Here is a 21,484-nt window from a genome sequence, read left to right as displayed (position 1 = left end):
AAATAGGTAATTACTTAATGACAAAAAAAAACGTTGTTATTTTAGGAGCTCAATGGGGAGATGAAGGAAAAGGGAAGATTGTAGATTTTTTAACTAAAGATGCAAATTATGTTGTTCGGTATCAAGGAGGGCACAATGCTGGACATACGCTAGTTGTTAATAGAAAAAAAATTGTTTTGCATATTTTGCCTTCTGGAATTTTACATAGTAATGTTGTAGTAATAGTAGCTAATGGTGTCGTTCTATCACCTTTTCACTTTATTGATGAAATAAATATGTTAGAAAAATATAATTATAACGTTAAAGATCGTATAATTGTATCAGAATCATGTCATTTAATATTAGATTATCATATTGCTATGGACATAGCTAGAGAGAGAAAACGAGGAAGTTTTTCTATTGGAACAACTAAATGTGGTATTGGCCCTGCTTATGAAGATAAAGTAGCTAGAAGGGGATTACGTGTAGGTGATTTAAAAGATTGGGCTTTTTTTTCTCGTCAGTTACGAGATAACGTAGATTATTATAATCATCAATTAATAAATTTTTATCATGTTGAAGGTATTAATTATAATAATATTATTAACAATATTTTAAAAATAAAAGATGTATTTATAAAAATATCTGATGATGTTTCAGAAATTTTAAAACAAGCTCAAAACGATAATAAGTCCATTGTATTTGAAGGTGCTCAAGGAGCTTTATTAGATATAGATCACGGTATGTATCCATACGTTACTTCTTCTAATAGTACGTTTGGTGGAGTATGTACGGGTTCTGGAATAGGACCTATTAAAATAAATAACGTATTTGGAGTTATGAAGTCATATTCTACCAGAGTTGGAAATGGTCCTTTTCCAACAGAGGTCTTTGGTGATTTAGATGCTTATTTTTGTAAAAAAGGAAATGAATTTGGTTCTACTACGGGAAGAAAGCGTCGATCCGGTTGGTTGGATATAATATTACTTAAAAAATCTATACAAATTAATTCTTTTTCTAAGTTGTGTTTGACTAAATTAGATGTATTAGACAATTTAAAAGAAATTAAGGTTTGTATAGGTTATAAAAATAGAGTCAGTAATTTAAGAAATGATAAAATTCCTTGTTGTTTTAAAGAATGGGAAATGATTGAACCTATATACGAAATAATACAAGGTTGGAATGATAATACGTGTGGAATTACTAATTTTGATAATCTCCCTATTCTAGCAAAAAAATTTATTTTTCGAATTGAAAAGTTGTTAGGTGTGTTTATTTATATAATATCTACTGGACCTAATCGCAATGATACAATTATTCGAAATGTGTAATTATTAGAAGCTAGAACAGAGTTTATTTAGTTCTAGATTTAAAGTTATGTTAAATTTTTAATTAATATTATTAACTTTTTAAAAAATAAATATGCATTTAATGATATTTTATTAACGTATTAAAGATAATCTAAGTTACATATTTTAATGTTGAACTTTTACAGTGTTAATTGTTATATTTAATATATCTAATATATCTTATATTGAATATTTTTTATCATTAATGTATATTATTACATTCGCTTTAGTTTTATTTTATTTATTTTTATTAAATTATGTTAATTTATATAAACTTAATTATTATAAGGAGTTTTTAGTGCGGCATTATGAAATAGTATTTCTTGTTCATCCTGATCATAGTGAGCAACTTCCGAATATCATTGAACAATATAAAAAATTAATTTTTAACGATCAAGGAAAGATTCATAGATTAGAAGATTGGGGAAGACGTCAGCTAGCATATTCTATTAATAAACTTCATAAAGCGCATTATATTTTAATGAATATTGAAGTGTTCCCAAGTATAATTCAGGAATTATCAGACAAATTTAGATTCAATGACTATATAATACGAAACATTATTATATGTGTAAAAAAACCGATAAAAGACATGTCTCCAATAATGCGTTGTCGAGATGAAAAAAAGTTGAATAATGTAGTTCATTAAAATATTTTAGTTGACATATATTAAAACTTATTGTTCTATTGAATAAAAAATATATTTAGTTAAAGGTATATGTTAAGCATTATCTTGATAATTTTATGTAATTCTAAAAGGTGTCTTATCATGGTACGTTATTTTCGTCGTCGTAAATTTTGTCGATTTACTGCTGAAAAAATTAAAGAAATAGATTACAAAGATATTTCTATATTAAAAAATTATATTACGGAAAGTGGGAAAATAGTTCCTAGTAGAATTACTGGAACAAAAGCAAAGTATCAGCGACAACTTGCTCGTGCTATTAAACGTGCTCGTTATCTTTCTTTACTTCCATATACAGATCAACATAAATAATCTAAATAAGGATTATATAATAAATGCAAATTATTCTCGTTAATAAAGTAGAAAATTTAGGTAATTTAGGTGATGTAATTAATGTTAAATCTGGTTATGCGAGAAATTTTTTAATACCTAATGGAAAAGCTGTTATAGCTACTCCTTCTAATATTAAATTAATATTAAAGAAAAAGATAGAATTAGAACAAAAGCTTTTAGATAAGTTGTCTTTAGCTGAATCTCGTGCTAAAAAAATTAGAATGATTACTCAACCAGTAACTATATTTTTAAAATCGAGAAAAGAGGGGAAGCTATTTGGTTCTGTAGGATCTCGTGATATATCTGAGTTACTATCTAATTTAAGTGGAATAGAAGTAAAAAAGAGAGAAATTCATCTTTTAAACGGGGCTTTGAGGACAATTGGAAAACATAATATAATTTTTAAACCTCATCATACAATTATAGTAAATATTATAGTTAATATTGTATCGAAAGAAGAATAATATTTTTAAAACAAATGATGAATGTTGATATATTTAAAATAAAATTTAGTGTTAATTAAATTTTTTAAATTAATTTTATAGTATTGTCAAATTGCATATTATGTAATATACTTTAAAAGTAATAATTTTCTAGATATATTTTATATTAACATTTAAGGAATTAGTAGAAGTTTAATTTATTTAAAATTTACGTATATTTTTGATTTATTGTAAAATTGAAATATTTATAAAAATGTTAAAAGTATCAAATAAATGAATACTAATATTAATATTAAAATTTTAGATTCTCGCATAGGTACTGAGTTTCCTCATTTAAATTATGCTACTAAAGGATCGTCGGGATTAGATTTAAGAGCTTGTATTACGTGCAAACAAGATATATTTCCTAATACTACTGCTTTGCTACCTACTGGAATAGCTATTCATATAGAAAACCCATGTATTTCTGCATTAATTTTACCTCGATCAGGTTTAGGACATAATAATGGTATTGTATTAGGAAATTTGATTGGATTAATTGATTCTGATTATCAAGGTCAAATTATGGTATCTATTTGGAATAGGAGTACTAAATTATTTTCAATAAATGTTGGTATGAGGATAGCTCAGATCATTTTTGTGCCTATTATTAGACCTAATTTTAATTTTGTAAAAAGTTTTTGTACTAGCATAAGTGAGAGAAAAGAGAAAGGATTTGGTCATTCAGGAACTAATTAATTGATATTATCAATAATAACTGTTTTAAAAATTTAATATTAAATAAAATTTTTTATTTATTTATTACTTTCAAAATTTATTTTTTCTATTTTATTTAAGTAACAATGTAAATTTTTTTTGTGTTTTATATAGTTAATTATATCATTTATATTTATTATAGAAATTATTTTTAAATCGTATTTATTTTTTGTATTATTTAGATTTAGATTTAGATTTGTATTTTTTCGTCTATCTAGAGCAACGACAATTCCTGATATTAAATTATTGTAAATTCTTTTTTTATGACAAAGTTTTATAATTTCTACGGTATTTCTTATAGATAGACCAGATGTTATAACGTCGTCTAGTATGAGTATATTTTTTTTTAAGTCTTTTCCAATAAATCTTCCTTGTTCTCCATGATTTTTTATTTCTTTTCTATTAAAGCAATACGAAACGTTTACATTGAAGTGTTTTTTTAATGCTATCGCGGTAGATATGACAATAGGTATTCCTTTATAGGCTACTCCAAATAATAAGTCGTAATTAATTTTATTTTCAATAATGGCTTTAGCATAAAAATATCCAAGCTTTTCAAGATCATTTCCTGTATTGAATAAACTAGAATTAAAAAAAAATGAACTTTTTTTTCCTGATTTTAATTTAAAATTTCCAAATTGTAATATTTTTTTTTCAAAACAAAATTTGATAAACTCTAAATTCCAATGGTTCATTTTATGTTCCATAATTTAAAAATATGTGTTTAAATCCAAATTATTTGGCCCCTGCTGGATTTGAACCAGCGACCAAGCGATTATGAGTCGCTTGCTCTTACCACTGAGCTAAGGGGCCTATAAATTTTTGTGAAGTAAAAGTTTTTGTGAAAATTGTTTTATATTAAAAAATTTAATTATCATAAGTATACATGTATTTTAATTGAAAATATACATTTTTTCAACTTTAATTTGTTGACAAATAAAATTTTTTTTGTTAAAATTTCCCTTTCCTCTGTAGTTCAGTTGGTAGAACGGCGGACTGTTAATCCGTATGTCACTGGTTCGAATCCAGTCAGGGGAGAAAGATGATCTTATTTCTTTAATATATTATGCGATGATATTAGTATTTAAGATATGTATAAAATTATAAATTAGTTTTTTGCATTTTTTAAAAATATTTAGATGTTTTGAATTTTATTATTAAATAACGTAAAAATAATGAGTATAATATTAAATAAAAATAAATTTACTTTTTTATTTTATGATTACGAAACTTTTGGAATTCATCCTGCTTTAGATAAGCCATCTCAATTTGCTTGTATTCGTACTGATATAGATTTTAATATCATTGATATTCCTATCGAGTATTTTTGTTATCCTCCAATTGATTATTTACCTAATCCTGAATCAATTTTGATTACTGGAATTTCTCCAATTTATACAAAAAAATATGGTTTGAATGAATTTGAATTTGCAAAAAAAATTTATAAACAATTTATTAAACCAAATACTTGTATTGTTGGTTATAACAATATTTATTTTGACGATGAAGTGACAAGAAATATTTTTTATCGTAATTTTATTGATCCTTATGAATGGAGTTGGAAATATGGAAATTCTAGATGGGATATTTTAGACTTGTTACGTGCATGTTATGTGTTGCGCCCCCAAGGAATTAAGTGGCCAAGTAATAAATACAATAATTATCCTAGTTTCAAATTATCCGACATATCAAAATCTAATTGTATAAATCATAATCAGGTACATAATGCTATTAGTGATGTATATGCTACTCTTAAAATAACAAAATTATTGAAAAAAAAGCAACCAAAATTATTTAATTATTTTTTTGAGAATCGTAAGAAAGATAAGTTATTACGAATGATTAATATTTATGATATTAAGCCTATGATATATATATCTCGAATATTTGGTTCTTTGAGAAAAAATGTTAGTTTAATTGCTCCTATTCTATGGAATCCTAATAATTCTAATATATTAATTAGTTTTGATTTAACAAAAAATTTTGAAAGTTTTTTAAAATATTTTTCTAGTATTACTATAGAAAATTTAGATTATAGTAAAATTTTTAAGAAAGGAATAGTATTGGTATATATTAATCGCTGTCCTATACTAGCACCTGTTAATGTTATTAGTATTGAAGATATGATGTGTTTGGGAATAGATTATTTATTATGCAAAAAAAATTTGTTATTGATACGAAATAATATTTTTTTAAAAAAGAAGTTGAGAATAATTAATAATAGTATTGTAAAGTTGAATTCTAGTAATATTGATTTACAAATATATGATGTATTTTTTAATAATTTAGAAAAAAAAGTAATTAACGATATACATCAAAAATTATCTTTAAGATGTTTTATAAATAAAAAATCATTTGTTTGTAGTAATAGAATTAAATTATTATTAACCCGCTGTATATCTCGTAATTTTCCTCATATGTTAAATGATATGGAAAAAGTAGTTTGGAAAAAGCATTGTAGTTCAGTTATAAATAAAAAAGTTATACAAGAATATATAAGAAAAGTTGAACATTTATTAGAATTAAATAAATACAATTTTAAAAATATACTATTGCTTCAAGATTTACTTAAATATATCTACAATATTAAAAACGAAATTCGTAATATATAATATTGCTTTTTAAAAATTATTATAAGTTCTTTATGAATTAAAAAATATGTTTAATTTTAAATTTAGTTTACTAAATTTTAAAAATTTGTATTTATTAAATAAGCTTAATAAAGATATATCATTTTTAATAGATTTTGAAAAAAAAGCAATATTTTCGTTTCTAACAATATTGTTCTTTAAAATACTCCAAATTTTTTTTGATATGTTGATATTGGAATCAATTATATTAATATTTTTAGAAAATAAATGTCTAATTTCGTTTTTTAAGAAATAAAAATGTGTACATCCTAGTATGATTGTATCTGGTTTATTTTTAGTAAGATACCAGGGTTTTAATATATTATTAATTAGTTTTAGTTCAGTAAAATTATATTTTAATTTTTTTTCTGCTATTTTTACTAAATTTTCATTATGTAATGTTTTTATTATAAAATTAGGTGATAATGATGAAATCGTTCTTTGAATGTTATAATTATTAATAGTAGTTTTAGTTGCAAGAAGGCCAATGATGTTGTTTTTAGTTATTTTAACTGCTTTTTTTATATTTGGAATAATTCCTATTATAGGAAAATTAAAATAATGTTGTAATGTTGGTAAACTAGTTATGCTAGCTGTATTGCACGCTACTATAGCTATAGTAATATTTATTATGTTAGATATTGAGTAAATTATTTTTAAACATCTTGTAATAATAAAAGATTCTTTTTTATTTCCGTAAGGAAACTTTTCATTGTCAAATGCATAAATATAATTTGCATATGGAAAATAATTTTTTATTTTTTTATAGATAGACAATCCTCCTAGTCCTGAATCAAATATTAAAATATTACATATTGTATTTTGTTTAAGATCAGTTTTAGAATTTTTCATTTTATAGAGTTTTATTGATTAATGAACATGTTTTACGAGTTAACTAATTTATAAAAATTTTTATAATTAGTTTTGTATTTATTTATGACGTTTTTTATTGAAAAGAAATTGTATCATATAATGTTTTAATATTTTTCTATCATTTATGTCAAGCATATTCAATTTTTTTTCGTTAATTAATTTTGTTTGTTGAGACATCCATGTTTTCCATGCTATTTTTGAAATTGTTTTATAAATTTTTTTACCTAATTCACCTGGATATGGTGGTTGATCGAGCCCAATATCATATGTTTCTAAATAACAGCAAAAGATCTTTCTAGTCATTTTAAATTTTATCCTTAATTTTAAGCTTATAAGATAAAAATATATTTTTGATAATTCTTTTTATTGGTGATGGTAATCCTATATTTTGTGGATTAGACATATTAAACCAAATTTCATAATTAAGTTTATTAATAAAAAACATTTTGTTTATTTTAATTTGTATAGGCGTGCAAAATAATTGAATATGTGAAAGTTTGCAAATCAAAGGTGGTTGTATTATTTTAGTTTTTATTTTAATTTTTTCATTTTTTATCCATTTTGATATTTCTAATTCGTTATAAAATATTGGAAAGTAATATAGTCCTTTCCAAATTTCATTTAACATATTTTTATTTAAGAAAACAAAGTTTTGATATTGAATAATTAAAAAAAATATTTTTTTTTGAATTTTTAGAAGTTTTTTTTTATTTATTGGATATGAAGACCAGTCATTTTTAATAAATGATAAACATTTATTATGTATAGGACATATATTACACTTTGGTTTAGATTTTGTACAAATTAAGGATCCTATATCCATAATAGCTTGATTAAATTTGTTTGTATTATGTATTGGTGTTATTAGTTCTATTATTTTCCACAGTTTTTCTTCAATTTCCTTTTTTCCATTTAAATGTAAGTTAAAGTATCTTAATAAAGTTCTTTTGATATTTCCATCAAGAATACATGCATAAAAATTAAATCCAAAAGATAAAATAGCATTTGCTGTAGTTCGACCTATGCCCGGTAATTTAATGATATTGTAAAAATTATTTGGAAATTGTCCATCATAATTTTTCACAATAATGTTTGCAGTATAATGAATATTATGTGCTCTAGTGTAATATCCTAATCCACTCCATATGTTTAATACGTCGTTTATAGTAGTTTTTGCTAATATATTAATATTTGGAAAACGCTTTATAAATTTTATATAATAAGGTATTACAGTTTTAACTTGTGTTTGTTGCAACATAATTTCTGATATCCAAATATTATAGGGATTTATTTTTGTTTTCCAAGGTAAATATTTTCTACCATTTGTATGGTACCAATTTAAAATTAATTGTGATAATGAAGCATTCATAATAGATTAATATTTTTTACTTTTTAAATTTTTTGTATAGGTATTTATATATTTGAATAGCGTTAAATATTGTATCTTTTTCGCAAGAAGTAGTATTATATTATATTATTTTAAAAAATTGAAAGAATTACTTTAGTTTATAATATGATAAGAAATGTTGTGACAAAAGAATATAATAGAAATGGTATTTTTTTACGTAAGATACGTAGTTTTGTATCTAGAAATAGAAAGTTAAGTAGTAATAAGTATGATTTTATTAATAAAAATTGGTCAAAATTTGGAATAAATTTTCAGTCTTCATATTTAGATATGAACAGCATATTTTGTTCTTATTCTCCAGTAGTATTAGAAATTGGGTTCGGAATGAGTGATTCTTTTTTTAAGACTGCTTTGAACAATATGTCTAAAAATTTTTTAGGAATTGAAGTTCATTTACCAGGTGTTATATCATGTTTACAAAATATTAATTTATATTGTTTAAAGAATATTCGAATTATTTATCATGATGCAGTGGAAGTATTAAATAGTATGATTGATAATAGTAGCTTATCTAAAGTTCAAATGTTTTTTCCAGATCCATGGCCTAAAAAACGTCATCAAAAAAGAAGAATTTTTACCAAAAATTTTGCTCAGTTAATATTAAAAAAATTAATTCCTAATGGAATATTACATATATCTACTGATTGCAAGTCATATGCTGAACAAATAATAACTATAATTCGTGATATTGATAGATGTATTATCTCGTTTCAAAAAAATATTTATATTTCTAAATCAATTTCTCGTCCTATTACTAAATTTGAGCAAAGAGGGATAAATTTAGGAAACACTATATTTGATTTAATATTTAAATTAGTTTAAATAATTAATTTTTTTAAAATATAAACAAATTTATTTTAGCAATTTTAGTCTATATGTTGAAAGTAGTGATTCTATTTAATATTAGTGTATATTATAATTATTTTATTATTATAATATACAAGTTTAGAATAATTTTTAGAATTCATATATAAGTTTTATATTTAACTATAGTGGAAAAGTTTTATATATGTGTTCTTTTACAAAATAATATTAAATTTTTTAAATACTTTTTTATTTTGTTTTATATGTTATTTCTTAAATTTTTTATTATGTTTAAATAAATTAAAATAATAGTACGGTATATTTTTAATATTAAACATTAAAAATATTTAAATTTAAAAAATATATTTGATATTTACACATATTTTTAATAGTTAAAACGATAATGTTTTACGTAATTTTAAAAATTCAAATTTTATAAGATTATACTAATTGAAAATATATGATCCTATTCTTAGCAAAGTACTGCCAGAAATTATAGCAGCCTTTATATCATTACTAGTTCCTATTGATATAGTATCTACGTTAGGATATATGTCTTTTATTATAGAAAAATATAGTTTTATATGTTTATATGATTGTATTTGATCATTATAGCAATAAAACTTATAAGGCATTCCCATTATTCCTCTTAAATTCAAATTTTTTAAAGATATTATTTTTTTAACTAAGTTTTTAAAATGGTTTATATTTTCTTTAGATGCAATAAAATTGTTTCTAATATCTATTTGTATTAAAACATTTAATTTTGGAAGAATATTAGTGCGATATTTGTCTAATAGCCTAGCTGTTTTTTCAGTTTTTATAGTATGACACCACGAAAAGTTAGTAGAAATAATTTGTGTTTTATTAGATTGTACATTTCCGATAAAATGCCATTGAACATTTTTAAGTTTGTTTATTTTTAGTAGACTTTCTTGAATATAGCTTTCTCCAAAGTTATATTGTTTATATAACATTGCTTTTTTTATATCTAGAATTGATCGTGATTTACTTACTATTAATAATTTTATCTTTTTTGGAGCAATGCAATACTTGTTGTTTATAGAAATAATTTTATTTTTTATTGCATTGATTTTTTTTTGTATTATTGACATAAATATAATTGTGTTATGAAATCAATTTTAAATATATTATTTTAATAATAAATAAAAATATTATATAGTGAATATTAGTTTTTTTACGACATTAATAAATATATAAATAAATTAATTATATGAGGTATTACTAATTAAATATTAACGATAATACCGTAGTTTTATAATAAATAAAATAAAAACGTTTGCAGTAATTTTATATTTTATAATATAAGTAAATATTTTTAATATGTTTAAGTATATATTTTAATTTTGTTTAATTAAAATATATTTAAAACTTTATTATGTTTTTCTAAATAATTGCTTTAGATTAGTGATTCATAATGGTGTTTATTTCAAAAATTTTGATATTTTCGAGGAACGGTATATTAGAATGTAAGGAAAATAATGATATATGAATCGAACATATAAGATTTCTGTTTTACCTGGAGATGGAATTGGGCCTGAAATAATGCGAGAAGGATATAAAATTTTGAAAGTACTCCAGAAAGATTTTCGTATAAATATTCGATTAAAAGAATATGATGTTGGAGGAATAGCTATAGATAAACATGGTTTAGCGCTTCCTGAAAATACATTGAATGGATGTAAAAATTCTGATGCAATTTTATTTGGTTCTGTTGGAGGATCAAAGTGGGATAATTTATCAGCTAGTTTACAACCTGAAAGAGGAGCATTACTTCCTTTAAGAAAGTACTTTAACTTATTTGCAAATTTAAGACCTTCTAAGTTATATGCTGGATTAGAAAAATTGTCTCCTCTTCAATCTAAAATAACTAAGAAAGGATTTGATATTTTGTTTGTACGTGAGTTAATAGGAGGCATTTATTTCGGTCACCCAAAGGGAACAAAATATATAAATTCCAAGAAATATTCATTTGATACTGAAATATATCATCAATTTGAAATTGAAAGAATTGCTCATATTGCATTTCAATTAGCTTTAACCAGAAAATGTCATCTTACTTCTATTGACAAAGCAAATGTATTAGAAACTTCTATATTATGGAGAGAAATAGTTAATAATGTATCTATACAATATCCTTCAGTAAAATTATCTCATATGTATGTTGATAATGCTGCTATGCAAATAATTAATCAACCTGATAGATTTGATGTAATCTTATGTTCTAATTTATTTGGTGATATACTTTCTGATGAATGTGCAATGCTTACAGGTTCTATAGGTTTGTTACCATCTGCTAGTTTAAACGAAAAAAAATTTGGTTTATATGAACCAGCTGGGGGTTCAGCTCCAGATATTCAAGGAAAAAACATAGCTAATCCTATCGCATTAATTCTTTCAATAAGTATGCTATTTAGGTATAGTTTTAAATTAGATGTGGTATCAGATATTATTGATAATGTAGTGTATGAGGTATTGAATTTAGGTTATCGCACAAAAGATATTTCAGATAATAATTGTTTTATTAGTACTAGTGAAATGGGTGATATTATTTCTGAGTTTTTGTCTCATAGAAGAATAAAATGAAAAAAACACTTTATCAAAAACTATATGATTCGCATATAGTATGCGAAGAAAAAGGTCAATCTCCAATTTTATATATAGATTTACATTTAATACATGAAGTTACTTCTCCTCAAGCATTTTCTGAGATATGTTCAAAGAATAGAGTATTAAGACAACCTAAAAAGACTTTTGCTACTATGGATCATAATGTTCCAACGATTAGTAGGGATATCAATTGTGCAACTAATTTAGCTAAAAGACAAATGGATGAATTAACAAAAAATTGTAAAAAGTTTAATATTAAGTTATTCGGGTTAGATAATGTAAATCAAGGAATTATCCATGTTGTTGGCCCTGAGCAAGGTATGACTTTACCTGGTATGACTATAGTATGTGGTGATTCACATACTTCAACACATGGAGCTTTTGGAACATTATCTTTTGGAATTGGAACATCGGAAGTAGAACATGTATTAGCTACACAAACATTGCAACAAGATCGTTTTAGAAATATGAATATAGAAATAAATGGTAAAATTGGTTATGGAGTAACTGCAAAAGATATAATTTTATTTATAATTAGAAAATTAGGTGTATCTGGTGGAACTGGGTATGTAATAGAATTTTCTGGAAATTTAATTCCTAACTTAAGCATGGAAAGTAGAATGACTATATGTAATATGGTGATTGAAATGGGCGCAAAATCAGGAATTATTTCTCCAGATCAAATTACTTTTAAATATTTAAAAAATCGTGCATATGCTCCAAAAAAAGAAAATTGGAATCGTGCAGTGTTATATTGGAGTTCTTTAAAATCTGATATTGATGCAATTTTTGATAAAAAATTAGTACTAGATGTGTCTACTATTTCTCCTCAAGTTACTTGGGGTACTAATCCGAGTCAAGTTATTTCTATTGATGAGACTATTCCGTTACTCGATTCTTATCATGATCATTTCGAAAGAGATAGTGCAGAACAATCGCTACATTATATGGGATTAGAACCTGGTATGCACCTAACTAATGTATTTGTTGATAAGATTTTTATTGGTTCGTGTACTAATTCTAGAATAGAAGATCTGCGTGATATCGCAAGAATTGTTCAGCATCAACGTGTTTCTGATTCGGTTCAAGCTATTATTGTCCCGGGATCTGGAATGGTAAAAAGACAAGCAGAAAAAGAAGGATTAGACAAAATTTTTCTTAATTCTGGATTTGAATGGCGTTATCCGGGATGTTCTATGTGCTTAGCTATGAATGGCGATTATTTAAATGATAAAGAACGCTGTGCTTCAACTAGTAACAGGAATTTCGAAGGGCGTCAAGGACGAGGAGGTAGAACACATTTGGTAAGTCCTATAATGGCTGCTGGTGCAGCTATTTTTGGTCATTTTGTAGATATTAGAAAACTTTAAATATTAATTTAATTTAAAGTATCATTTTTATAGGAAATTAAAATGAGAAAATTTATCCATCATATTGGAACGGTAGTACCTTTAGATATATCTAATATAGACACTGATGCAATTATTCCTAAACAATTTTTACAAAAAATTACTAAATTTGGCTTTGGAGATCATTTATTTAATGACTGGAGATATTTAGATAATTACAGTAAAAAATTAAACCCGAAGTTTGTTTTAAATCAGAATTGTTATAAAGATGCAACAATTTTATTATCAAGAGAAAATTTTGGTTGTGGTTCATCAAGAGAACATGCTGTTTGGGCTTTAGTTGATTATGGTTTTAGAGTAATTTTAGCATCTAGTTTTTCTAATATTTTTTATAATAATAGTATTAAAAATGGTTTATTACCTATAATATTGTCTGAAGATATAATAAAACATTTATTTGACATAATAAAAGCATCATCTGATACGCTTATAACAGTAAATTTATTTAATAATGAAGTCATAGTAAATAACGAATGTTATAAATTTAAAATGAACGTTTTTAATAAATTATGTATGTTAAATGGATGGGATAATATAGATTTAACTATGAAAAATCTTGAAAAAATAAAAAGTTATGAGAATAATATTCCTAAATTTTTATGTATTTTTGATTAGTTATGTTTTTAAAATATTTTTAAAATTTTGAAGTAAAATTATAAAAACTTTATTTTTATTGTATTCTAAATATATGTAGAACAATTAATCATATTAATTTTTTAATAATAAATTAAATAATTTTATGTAATTGTTGTTTTTACTGTATCAACTAGATTATTAATACATAGCCGTTAATTTATATTAATAAGATATAAATTATTGATGTTTATGTATTAAAGATTATGTTTAAAACAGTTTAAATAACTTTTTAAGTTAATGGTATTTTCAATAGTATTATTAAAATTTTAATATTAAATACGTGTGTAATCACATAAAATATAATTTTTTATTAGAATATAATAAATAGTAATTTTTTTGTATTTTATAAATTTCTTAAATAAAATATTATGTAATATATTTAATTTTTTAGGAAAATAAATGACTCAGCAATTAATTATTTTTGATACGACGTTACGAGATGGTGAACAATCTTTACAAGCAAGTTTAAGTGTAGAAAAAAAATTAAAAATAGCTTTTGCTTTGGAAAAGTTAGGAGTTGATATTATAGAAGTAGGTTTTCCTATTTCATCTCCTGGTGAGTTTAAATCAACTCATACTATAGCTAAAAATATTAAAAAGTCTAAAATTTGTAGTTTAGCTCGATGTATTTATAAAGATATAGATGTAGCTGCTGAAGCAATGAAAAGTGCTAGGTCTTTTCGAATTCATATATTTTTAGGTACGTCTAATTTACATATAAAATCTAAACTAAGAAAAACTTTTGATGAAATTATAGATATGACAGTGTGTTCTATAAAGAGAGCACGAAAATATACAGATGACATTGAATTTTCTTGTGAAGATGCGGGAAGAACAAGTTTAGATAATTTATGTCGTATTGTAGAAATAGCAATTAAAACTGGCGCAACAACTATTAATATTCCAGATACGGTTGGTTATACTATTCCTAATCAATTTCAAAGTATTATTACTTCTTTATATCAAAGAGTACCTAACATTGATAAATCTATTATATCTGTACATTGTCATAATGATTTAGGAATGGCTGTTGCTAATTCAATTTCAGCTATACAAGCAGGGGCTAGACAAGTAGAGGGTACTATTAATGGAATAGGAGAGCGTGCTGGAAATACTGCGTTAGAAGAAGTTATTATGGCTATTAAAATTAGAAATGATATTTTTCAATTACATACTAATATTAAATATAAAGAAATTTTTAATACTAGCCAAATAGTTAGTAAAATATGCAATATTTCTATCCCTTCAAATAAAGCTATAGTAGGTAGTAATGCTTTTTCTCATTCTTCTGGAATTCATCAGGATGGAGTTTTAAAAAATAAAAAAAATTATGAAATAATAATTCCTGAAACTATAGGTTTAAAACCAATTAAATTAAATTTAACTTCTCGCTCAGGTCGTGCTGCTGTTAAATATCATATGTCTAATATGGGATACAAAGAAAATAGTGATTATAATTTAGACGATTTATATAGCTCTTTTTTAAAATTTGCTGACAAAAAAGGACAGGTATTTGATTATGATTTAGAAATATTAGCCTTTATTGATTTAGAAGATAAGTTATTTGAACATTTTAAACTAAAGAATTTTAGTGTTAAATCAAGTTCGAATGGAATATCTTATTTTTCAATACAATTAATGTGTGGAAAAGAGCTATCTACTGAAGTAATAACCACTAAAAATGGACTGATATATGCAATATATAAAGCGTTAAATAAAATAACTTCTTTTAATATTAAAGTAAAAAACTTTTTTTTAGTAATGAAAGAAAAAAATTATAATTCTTTTGGAAAAGTTAGTATTGAAGTGCAACATGAATTTCGTAAATTTTATGGAGTAGGTACAGCTCAAGATATGATTGAGTCTTTCATACAAGCAATGATTAATATATTAAATGATATTTGGAGAATAAAACAGGTAAACATAAAATTAAATAAGTCTTTTTGTACTTGATTTAAATTTTTAAAATTTTTATTGATATTATTAAATATGGATGTAAAAATTTTATAGTTTTTACGTTCATATAAAATTTTATAAATTTAAAATACGTTGTTTTTAGATATTATTTTTTAAAATTATGTTTTATTTTACTATTTGATAAGTTTATTATTTAAAAACCAACTTTCTAAAATAATAGCAGCAGAAAGTGAGTCAATTTTATTTTTTTTTAAAGATTTAAATCCATTTCTTTCAAATAATATCGATTTTGCTTCTACAGTTGTTAATCTTTCGTCATGTAAGTGGATAGGTATTTTAAAATGTGAAAATAATTTTTTTGAAAATTTTTTTGATTGTTTTGTTAGACTTTGTTCAGTACCATTCATATTAAGCGGTAATCCTATAATTATATAATTTGGTTTCCATTCAAAAAACAATGTTTCAAATTTTTTTAAGTTTATTACTTTGTTTTTTACTTTTATAGAAGGTAAAATTTGGGCAGTTTTTGTGATATTTTGTCCTACTGCTACCCCAATACTTTTAATTCCGAAATCAAAAGATAAAATAATCATTACTTATGCATGTCCAAAATCTGTAGTTAATTGGTACATATTTATTCCGATATTGTTAGCTGATTTAGTCCATCGTTCAGATAAAGGAGTATCAAATAAAATTTTAGTATTAGCTGATGTAGTTAACCAAATATTATCTAATATTTCATTTTCTAGTTGGTTTTTCCCCCATATGCAATAACCTAATGTCATTAACATATCGTTAGAATATTTATGAGTAGCTATATATTCTAAGACATCTCGAGATGATGTAACAAAGATATCTTTAGAGATGACAATACTAGAAATAAATTTTTTTTTAAAAGAATGTAAAATAAAACCGCGATCTTCAGATATTGGTCCTCCAATTATTACGGGGTTGTTTAAGCTATTGGTAGAATTTTCAGATGATATATTAATTTTTAATTTATTTAAAATTTTTTTTATGGTTAAATTTTTGATAGGTTTATTAATTATAACTCCCATTGCTCCATTTCTATCGTGTTTACATATATATATAACAGATTGTTTAAAAAATGAGTTTTGTAAATTAGGCATAGCAATTAAAAGATGATTTTGTAGATTAGTTTTCATTTTTAATTCCTGTTACTATATGAGTTTAATATAATTAATAATAAAATTCTTCTTATTAAGAAATAGTGTTAATGTTTATTTATTGATAAGACGTTTTTCTATAGAATCTAAAATAATTTTGCTAATAGATGTTTTGCATCCAGATTCAATTTCACGTATGCATGTTGGACTAGTAATATTGATTTCTGTTAATTTATTTCCAATGATATCTAATCCTACGAAGTGTAATCCTTTATTTTTTAGTATATCAGAAAGTGAATTAGCTATATTCCAATCATATGAAGTAAGTTTTTGTACTTTTCCATATCCTCCTGCAGCCAAATTTCCTCTATTTTCATTTATTTTGGGAATTCTAGCTAGACACCATGGAAATGGTTTACCATTAATAACTAATATTCTTTTATCTCCTTTTTGAATTTCTGGTAAATAAACTTGTGATATACATAATTTTTTCCCGTGATCAGTCATGGTTTCAATTATAACCATAGTATTAGGATCGTTTTGTTTTATTCGAAAAACAGATAATCCACCCATTCCATTTAATGGTTTGATTATAATATCTTTGTGTTGACATAGAAAATCATGAATTTTAGAAGTGTCACTAGTAACTAAAGTATTAGGAATAAATTTAGGAAACCATAGAGTAAATAATTTTTCGTTGAAATCTCGTAAACTTTGTGGTTTATTGATTACAAGTACACCTTGGTTTTCAGCTTGTTCAAGAATATAGGTGATATACATATATTGTTCATCAATAGGAGGATCTTTTCTCATTAAAATTACATCTAAATTTAGTAAAGAAATGTTTTTTGATTTCTTAAAAAAAAACCATTTTTTTACATCGTTATTTAGTGATAATAATTTAGTTTTAGAAAAAGGTTGATTATTTTTAAGATATAAATCTAATAATTCCATGTAATATATTGAATACCCTCTATTTTGGGCTTCTAATAATATAGAAAAACTAGAATCTTTTTTTATATTAATAGAACAAATTGGATCCATTATAATTCCTAGTTTTATTTTCATACTTATTTTTCGCTTGATTTATATTTTTTAAAGTTTTTGAAATAGATTTACTATAGTATGTTTACTCTTTTATATTTAATTTCTAGTAATTTTTATTAACTAAATGTTAATAAGTAATATTGGATATTAATAATATAGATATTTTTTGTCAACTAAATTTTTTCATGTTTCATTAAAAAAATTTAAGGTTCTATTAGCAAAGTTTTAGAATTAAACAGCTATTACTAATTATAGATCTTAGATTTATCATTTTAATTAAATTTTATGATGTCATAAATAATGAAAAGTTTTTCTAATTATAATATGATTTATAATTAGAAATATATAGTTGTTGTTTGTGTAGTTTTAAAATAATTAATTGTATATTGATTTGTTTAATTTAAAATATTAGTATATTTTATTTTAATTTTTTTAAATTTAAATTTTATTTTTTATGATATTCAGACCCAGAATAATTATCAAATCGAGACCAATTACCATTAAATGTTAATTTAATTGTTCCAATTGGACCATTTCTTTGTTTTCCTATGATTATTTCAGCAATTCCTTTTAAATCTGTATTTTCGTGATATAACTCGTCTCGATATATAAACATAATTAAATCAGCATCTTGTTCGAGAGAACCAGATTCACGTAAATCAGAATTGATTGGTCTTTTATCTCCTCTTTGTTCTAATAGTCGATTTAGTTGTGATAGTGCTATTATTGGAACTTGTAATTCTTTTGCTAATGCTTTTAACGTTCTAGAAACTTCAGCTATTTCTAGTGTTCTATTTCCTATGAGTGATGGAACTTTCATTAATTGTAAATAATCTACCATAATTAAACTTAGTCCATTATTTTCTCGATAAATACGACGTGATCTAGATCGCATTTCAGTAGGTGTAAGAGTTGACGAATCGTCGATGTACATGTTTTTTTTCTTTAATAAAATATTTATAGTACTAGAAATTCTAGACCAATCTTCATCGTTTAATTTTCCTGTTCTTATTTTTTCTTGGTTTACTCTAGATAAGGAAGATAATATTCTCATCATTATTTGTTCTCCTGACATTTCTAAACTAAAAATTAGAACTGGTTTTTCATAGGTCATTGCAATATTTTCGCAAATATTCATAGCAAACGTTGTTTTTCCCATAGAAGGTCGAGCAGCAATAATAATTAAACTAGAAGGTTGTAGACCTGATGTTTTTTTATTAAGATCCTGGTATCCTGTGTTAATTCCAGTGATTCCTTTATGTGACGTATTGAGTAAGTCTTCTATATTTTTTAGGGTAGAATCAAGTATTTGTTCTATGTTTTTAGGTCCAGAATTTTTTTTTAAACGATTTTCTGTAATATTAAATATTTTTGATTCAGCTAAGTTTAAAAGTTCTTCGCTGGTTTGTCCTTTTAAATTGTATCCAATATGTATTATTTTATGTGCAACTTGAATAATTTCGCGAACAATAGAATATTCACGAATTATTTCAGCGTAAGTTGAAATATTAGCAGTACTGGGAATATTTTTAGATAGTTCTGCTAAATAAGAAAATCTTCCTATATTTTCTAGTTTTCCTTTTTGTTCTAAAGATTCTGATAAGGTTATAAGATCGATAGGATATCCATTATCTAGTAAATATTGCATTTCTCTAAAAATTAACTGATGAGGTATACAAAAAAAATCATTTTCTGTAATTTTTTCTGATATACAATCCCATTGTCCATTATCTAGCATTAAACCTCCTAGTATAGATTGTTCAGCTTCTAGAGAATGAGGAAGGATAGTATTTTTTTTGATTTGATTATGAAATATTTTTTTTTCTGACATTTTAATGTAACACCAAAATTCAGTTATGGTAATTTTAAATTGTATTTTATTTTTAAAGTAAGAAATTAAGTATTGATGGTTCTATTCTAAATAAAATATATATTTTACTTTTAAAATGATTTTTCGATAATATTAATGAACTTTAACGATATAATGATATTGGAGTATGTGAATGTTTTAAAAAATTATAGATAACATTTATTTACATTTTAGCTAATAAATTTTAATATTTTTAATATTCTTATTAAAATTTTTTATTAATTATTATTTAAAATATTTTTATATTTTATGATTAAAATATAATTTAATAGATATATTTTATGCTTAGTTTTTCTAATTACAATAGGATGTTCATTTTATACATTGTAATATAATTTAGTGAAAATAGATTATATTTTGTTAATTATATAGAAAAGTTTTTTTATGACAATGAAGTTGTTATGTTTTAAAATAATAAAGTACCATTTTAAAATTATTGAAGAAACAATAACTATTTATTTAATAGTATTTAAATTATTATATTTTATAAAAGGTATTTTAATAAAGTATGTATTTTAGCAACGTTCATAGTTATACAACGTACTTTTATAAGTACATAATAAGTCTTATTTTGTATGTTTTCTAATAACATAGTTTCTATTTAAACTAATTTTATTATATTTTAAAAGTTTTAAGTGTTTAATATTTTTAAAATATAATAAAATTGATGTTTTAAAAATGTAATATTAAAAATATATTTTGCAAATTTATAAAGTAACTGTATTAATTGTTGTATAATAATATAATTGAAAAACTTTTATTATGAAAATTTATATATTTTATTTATATGCTTTAATATAAGTAATAATAATTTTAAAATTTATATATTTTGTATTATAAATAATATCATGTTATTATTTTCGTTCTTGTTTCAATTTTGCATTCGTAAAAGTTTATTGTACTGTTTTAAATATAACAATTAAATAATATTTGTATATTATTTGTTTTGTTTAGTTTAGTTTATTAATCCTAATGTCTTTTGGAAATGTAAGTAATTTATTAAAATTTTTATGTATTTTATACGTAGCATTAATAAAATTGTTGGAGTAAAAAATAAAATTATGGCTAGTAGAGGGGTGAACAAAGTTATTCTTATTGGATATTTAGGAAAAGATCCAGAAGTTCGATATATGCAGAATGGAGGATCGGTTACTAATATTACATTAGCTACATCTGAAACGTGGAAAGATAAAAATACTGGTGAAATTAAAGAAAAAACGGAATGGCACAAAATTGTTTTTTTTAATAAATTAGCTGAAATTGCAGGAGAGTATTTAAAAAAAGGATCACAAGTTTACATCGAAGGATCATTGCAGACTAGGAAATGGCAAGATCAAAATGGATTAGATCGTTATGTTACGGAAATTATTGTTAGTGTTGGTGGAACAATGCAAATGTTAGGTAATCGTAATATTAATCATCAATCGTCTTCATTAAGATACTCAAAGAGTAATATACATAGTGAATCAGATAAAAATATATTGAAAAATAATAAAGAGAATTATGATTCTAAAAAATCTTTGAATGACAATTCTGAAAATTTGAATTTTGATGATGAGGATATTCCTTTTTAAACTATTACTAATA

The 21,484-nt window shown here is 23.4% G+C and carries 21 protein-coding genes and 2 tRNA genes; 13 read left to right on the top strand and 10 right to left on the bottom strand.

Going from position 1 to position 21,484, the window contains the following annotated elements; all coding sequences use genetic code 11:
• Positions 1 to 17: 17 nt before the first annotated feature.
• The 5 genes from UAT33_02665 (at position 18) to dut (ending at position 3,527) form a co-directional block, all read left to right on the top strand.
• Positions 18 to 1,310: an adenylosuccinate synthase gene (locus tag UAT33_02665; protein ID XBC43823.1), complete on the top strand. Its 1,293-nt coding sequence runs from the start codon at positions 18 to 20 to the stop codon at positions 1,308 to 1,310.
• 316 nt (positions 1,311 to 1,626) lie between these two features.
• Positions 1,627 to 1,977 carry a 30S ribosomal protein S6 gene (gene rpsF, locus UAT33_02660; GenBank protein XBC43822.1) on the top strand — a complete coding sequence of 117 codons (351 nt, stop codon included), beginning with the start codon at positions 1,627 to 1,629 and terminating at the stop codon, positions 1,975 to 1,977.
• A 120-nt stretch (positions 1,978 to 2,097) separates the two neighbouring features.
• Positions 2,098 to 2,325, top strand: a complete 228-nt coding sequence (rpsR, locus tag UAT33_02655) for a 30S ribosomal protein S18 (protein XBC43821.1) — start codon at positions 2,098 to 2,100, stop codon at positions 2,323 to 2,325.
• 23 nt (positions 2,326 to 2,348) lie between these two features.
• A complete protein-coding gene (rplI, locus tag UAT33_02650) occupies positions 2,349 to 2,810 on the top strand; it encodes a 50S ribosomal protein L9 (protein XBC43820.1) in 462 nt (153 codons plus the stop codon).
• 252 nt (positions 2,811 to 3,062) lie between these two features.
• Positions 3,063 to 3,527, top strand: a complete 465-nt coding sequence (dut, locus tag UAT33_02645; GenBank protein XBC43819.1) for a dUTP diphosphatase — start codon at positions 3,063 to 3,065, stop codon at positions 3,525 to 3,527.
• 56 nt (positions 3,528 to 3,583) lie between these two features.
• On the opposite strand, the gene pyrE is transcribed toward dut, so the two are convergent.
• Together pyrE and UAT33_02635 are read right to left on the bottom strand one after the other, a co-directional pair.
• A complete protein-coding gene (pyrE, locus tag UAT33_02640; protein XBC43818.1) occupies positions 3,584 to 4,240 on the bottom strand; it encodes an orotate phosphoribosyltransferase in 657 nt (218 codons plus the stop codon).
• A gap of 45 nt (positions 4,241 to 4,285) precedes the next feature.
• A tRNA-Ile gene (locus UAT33_02635) sits at positions 4,286 to 4,358 on the bottom strand.
• Between the two features lie 152 nt (positions 4,359 to 4,510).
• Between UAT33_02635 and UAT33_02630 the strand changes: the two genes are divergently transcribed.
• Positions 4,511 to 4,583: transfer RNA gene (locus UAT33_02630), tRNA-Asn, on the top strand.
• Between the two features lie 137 nt (positions 4,584 to 4,720).
• Positions 4,721 to 6,157 (top strand): exodeoxyribonuclease I, encoded by a 1,437-nt coding sequence (sbcB, locus tag UAT33_02625; protein XBC43817.1) that lies wholly within the window; start codon positions 4,721 to 4,723, stop codon positions 6,155 to 6,157.
• Between the two features lie 30 nt (positions 6,158 to 6,187).
• Here the strand turns inward: sbcB and murI are convergent, their stop codons facing one another.
• The 3 genes from murI to mutY all read right to left on the bottom strand — a co-directional run bounded on the left by murI (position 6,188) and on the right by mutY (position 8,417).
• Positions 6,188 to 7,027 carry a glutamate racemase gene (murI, locus tag UAT33_02620; GenBank protein ID XBC43816.1) on the bottom strand — a complete coding sequence of 280 codons (840 nt, stop codon included), beginning with the start codon at positions 7,025 to 7,027 and terminating at the stop codon, positions 6,188 to 6,190.
• Positions 7,028 to 7,105: 78 nt separating this feature from the next.
• On the bottom strand, positions 7,106 to 7,351 hold the full coding sequence (locus UAT33_02615) for an oxidative damage protection protein (GenBank protein XBC43815.1): 246 nt from the start codon (positions 7,349 to 7,351) through the stop codon (positions 7,106 to 7,108).
• Position 7,352: 1 nt separating this feature from the next.
• Positions 7,353 to 8,417 carry an A/G-specific adenine glycosylase gene (gene mutY / locus UAT33_02610; protein XBC43814.1) on the bottom strand — a complete coding sequence of 355 codons (1,065 nt, stop codon included), beginning with the start codon at positions 8,415 to 8,417 and terminating at the stop codon, positions 7,353 to 7,355.
• Between the two features lie 159 nt (positions 8,418 to 8,576).
• Between mutY and trmB the strand changes: the two genes are divergently transcribed.
• Positions 8,577 to 9,278 carry a tRNA (guanosine(46)-N7)-methyltransferase TrmB gene (gene trmB, locus UAT33_02605; GenBank protein XBC43813.1) on the top strand — a complete coding sequence of 234 codons (702 nt, stop codon included), beginning with the start codon at positions 8,577 to 8,579 and terminating at the stop codon, positions 9,276 to 9,278.
• 428 nt (positions 9,279 to 9,706) lie between these two features.
• On the opposite strand, the gene UAT33_02600 is transcribed toward trmB, so the two are convergent.
• Positions 9,707 to 10,375: a YggS family pyridoxal phosphate-dependent enzyme gene (locus tag UAT33_02600; GenBank protein ID XBC43812.1), complete on the bottom strand. Its 669-nt coding sequence runs from the start codon at positions 10,373 to 10,375 to the stop codon at positions 9,707 to 9,709.
• A 394-nt stretch (positions 10,376 to 10,769) separates the two neighbouring features.
• On the opposite strand from UAT33_02600, the gene leuB reads away from it, so the two are divergent.
• From leuB to leuA, 4 genes are all read left to right on the top strand, one after another.
• On the top strand, positions 10,770 to 11,867 hold the full coding sequence (leuB, locus tag UAT33_02595) for a 3-isopropylmalate dehydrogenase (GenBank protein XBC43811.1): 1,098 nt from the start codon (positions 10,770 to 10,772) through the stop codon (positions 11,865 to 11,867).
• Complete coding sequence (gene leuC, locus UAT33_02590; GenBank protein ID XBC43810.1) at positions 11,864 to 13,261, top strand: 3-isopropylmalate dehydratase large subunit; 1,398 nt, start codon at positions 11,864 to 11,866, stop codon at positions 13,259 to 13,261. Before leuB ends, leuC begins: the two co-directional genes overlap by 4 nt.
• A gap of 42 nt (positions 13,262 to 13,303) precedes the next feature.
• On the top strand, positions 13,304 to 13,915 hold the full coding sequence (leuD, locus tag UAT33_02585) for a 3-isopropylmalate dehydratase small subunit (protein ID XBC43809.1): 612 nt from the start codon (positions 13,304 to 13,306) through the stop codon (positions 13,913 to 13,915).
• A gap of 420 nt (positions 13,916 to 14,335) precedes the next feature.
• Positions 14,336 to 15,889, top strand: coding sequence for a 2-isopropylmalate synthase (gene leuA / locus UAT33_02580; protein ID XBC43808.1), 1,554 nt, complete (start codon positions 14,336 to 14,338; stop codon positions 15,887 to 15,889).
• A 137-nt stretch (positions 15,890 to 16,026) separates the two neighbouring features.
• Here leuA and ruvX read toward each other — a convergent pair whose 3' ends face one another.
• From ruvX to dnaB, 4 genes are all read right to left on the bottom strand, one after another.
• Positions 16,027 to 16,446: a Holliday junction resolvase RuvX gene (ruvX, locus tag UAT33_02575; protein XBC43807.1), complete on the bottom strand. Its 420-nt coding sequence runs from the start codon at positions 16,444 to 16,446 to the stop codon at positions 16,027 to 16,029.
• A gap of 3 nt (positions 16,447 to 16,449) precedes the next feature.
• Positions 16,450 to 17,019 (bottom strand): YqgE/AlgH family protein, encoded by a 570-nt coding sequence (locus UAT33_02570; GenBank protein ID XBC43806.1) that lies wholly within the window; start codon positions 17,017 to 17,019, stop codon positions 16,450 to 16,452.
• A 75-nt stretch (positions 17,020 to 17,094) separates the two neighbouring features.
• Entirely contained in the window at positions 17,095 to 18,048 is a 954-nt protein-coding gene (gshB, locus tag UAT33_02565; GenBank protein XBC43805.1) for a glutathione synthase, read from the bottom strand.
• 424 nt (positions 18,049 to 18,472) lie between these two features.
• Positions 18,473 to 19,858 carry a replicative DNA helicase gene (gene dnaB, locus UAT33_02560; GenBank protein ID XBC43804.1) on the bottom strand — a complete coding sequence of 462 codons (1,386 nt, stop codon included), beginning with the start codon at positions 19,856 to 19,858 and terminating at the stop codon, positions 18,473 to 18,475.
• A 1,100-nt stretch (positions 19,859 to 20,958) separates the two neighbouring features.
• Here dnaB and ssb point away from each other — a divergent pair.
• Positions 20,959 to 21,471 carry a single-stranded DNA-binding protein gene (ssb, locus tag UAT33_02555; protein XBC44119.1) on the top strand — a complete coding sequence of 171 codons (513 nt, stop codon included), beginning with the start codon at positions 20,959 to 20,961 and terminating at the stop codon, positions 21,469 to 21,471.
• The last annotated feature ends 13 nt before the right edge of the window (positions 21,472 to 21,484 follow it).

Origin of the sequence: Buchnera aphidicola (Floraphis choui) (assembly GCA_039830045.1) — a bacterium.
Taxonomy (GTDB): Bacteria; Pseudomonadota; Gammaproteobacteria; order Enterobacterales; family Enterobacteriaceae; genus Buchnera_B; species Buchnera_B aphidicola_AX.
The sequence above is the reverse complement of the archived record's forward strand: the minus strand, read 5'-3'. Positions and strand labels throughout refer to the sequence as shown.